Source organism: Carboxylicivirga sp. (genome assembly GCF_982718395.1).
In genome coordinates this window covers 1-2035 of the sequence record NZ_CEXQWX010000076.1, presented here as the reverse complement: position 1 = coordinate 2035, position 2035 = coordinate 1, and the positions used below count along the sequence as shown (strand labels likewise).

The window sequence follows — 2035 nt, the reverse complement described above, 5'->3', positions numbered from 1 at the left end:
GTTCAAGTCCTACCTGGGGAGCTGAAAAGCCATCTCAATAAGAGGTGGCTTTTTTTTGTATTTTAGATTTATGGATTATTTCGTTTATATACTTTATTCAAAAACAGGAGATAAATACTATGTTGGTTATTCACCAACTCCAGAAAAACGTTTGCTTGAGCATAATTCCTATGAGAATAAGGTTAAGTTTACTGCCAAGTATCAACCTTGGGAATTAAAGTTTTACTTTTTTGTATCACAAGATGTTGGCGAAGCAATGAAAGTAGAGTGTTTTATAAAAAAGCAAAAGAGTCGACAATTTATAGAAAAGCTTATTAGCTGTAGTAAGGAAGATGATATGATTAAGAGTATTATAAAAAAGGTATTGACATAGAGCGGTCCCGAAGCTTCGGGATTAATCCGTAGGTCGTAGGTTCAAGTCCTACCTGGGGAGCTGAAAAGCCATCTCAATAAGAGGTGGCTTTTTTGTATTTTAATGTCTCGTCCTGAAATAAGTTGACACAGAATGACGGATCAGTTACAAACTTGGGTCTAAGTATACTTTTTTAAGCAAAACTATTATTTAATGAAAGGCAAGTCATAAGTAAGTTTACCTCCTGAATAATGACACTCCCCTTTTTGAACATTCCTTTTACTTCATAAAATTGGACTTGATTTTTGGAAAGTGTATTTTTAGTTCAAATTTTTTGGGAAGAATCTACTCATGCATATAATAAGGCTACAACATATTTTTCTGGGTATTATTTTCTTAGTGTATAGTTTGACCGTGGATGCACAACATAAGCATTTACAACTCAGGTACCATGAAGAGATACACATCATTAGTAACTATGTGCCTCAAAAAGATGAAGATGGAGAGAAGCAGTCAGTAGGTAGATTGCTTCGGCAAGGTATTGCAGGTTTTATTTTTCAATTGGAACTAAATACTGATAGTAATACCATTCAATCACTCACTCCTGATAATACAAGAGTCCACTTTTCAGAAATCGAGCATGAAATTATAGATTTCCTGAAGAAGGATAGTTCGCATGTATTAACTCTTTTTCTTGATTATGATTTTGATGTCAAACGTTTAATAACAGAATTTAAGAAGAGTGGCCTTTATGAATATCTCTACGATAAAAAACATGCGGGAGAGTGGCCTACTTTTCAAAGTATGGTGTCTGAAAACAAGCGTCTTGTTTGTTTTAGTTATAATAAACAACAAGCCTTAAATCCACACATTAAGTATTTATGGGATTATGCTGTTGATCCTATGAAAGTGTTGGAAGCAGAGAAGGAAGCGATTCCCAAAGGGAAGGGTCAAAAAAGTAATCAATTACTGTACCTGGACAGTAATCAGGTTGCAAATATTATTGACCCGGATAAATATATTAGAAGGTGGGCTGATTTGAATCAGAGTCCGCAGGTGTTGGCACATATAATTGATATCTGGAGAACCACAGGTAAAAAGCCTAATTTTTTCATTTGTAATCAATACAAAGAAATCTATGCATGGATGCGTGGACACGTAAACAGACACCTTAATTTAACAGGTATTGTTTCCTATAATCGTAAACCGTTGGATAATGTATTTTGGGAAGGAAATTCTTATGCAATGACCTACGGTCGTTATTGTTTTCCAGCTACTCTTAGCGAGGATTTGATTCTTAAGCCTCAGAAACAAGGCTTCCGATTTAAGCCGGAAGAGATACAGATAGAGAATATTGCGGAAGATCAGATCAATAATTTTATTGCGGTTCCATTGAAAACCAGAGAAAACTTGGTAGCCCATATTCCATTTGACAATAAAATTGAGGATAAGAGTATGTTGCGTCAGAAACTAACCAATGATTACGTCAAAATTACAATGGATTCACAGCGAGGTTTAGTTGGTGAATTTGATGGTAATGCGTACATAACAATGCCCAAGGCTGATGTTTTGGGTATTTCCAACAATGATTTTACAGTAAGTGCCTGGATTAATCTGGCAAGGATAAATGCTCCGGATAAGCGCGATTTTACAATCTTGGGAACTGCTAAGAACCATTATCGT

Annotated in this window: 2 protein-coding genes; both read left to right on the top strand. The window is 35.3% G+C overall.

Annotation, left to right across the window (positions count from 1 at the left end):
- Positions 1-70: 70 nt before the first annotated feature.
- Positions 71-373, top strand: coding sequence for a GIY-YIG nuclease family protein (locus tag AC4MRQ_RS14455; RefSeq protein WP_491198398.1), 303 nt, complete (start codon positions 71-73; stop codon positions 371-373).
- Positions 374-703: 330 nt separating this feature from the next.
- Positions 704-2035, top strand: a 1332-nt coding sequence (locus AC4MRQ_RS14450; RefSeq protein ID WP_491198397.1) for a phosphoinositide-specific phospholipase C-related protein, incomplete at its 3' end; no start/stop codon positions are given.

Coding starts and splice junctions, on each gene's coding strand:
- AC4MRQ_RS14455 (WP_491198398.1), top strand. CDS start 71: ATGGATTATTTCGTTTATATACTTTATTCAAAAACAGGAGATAAATAC.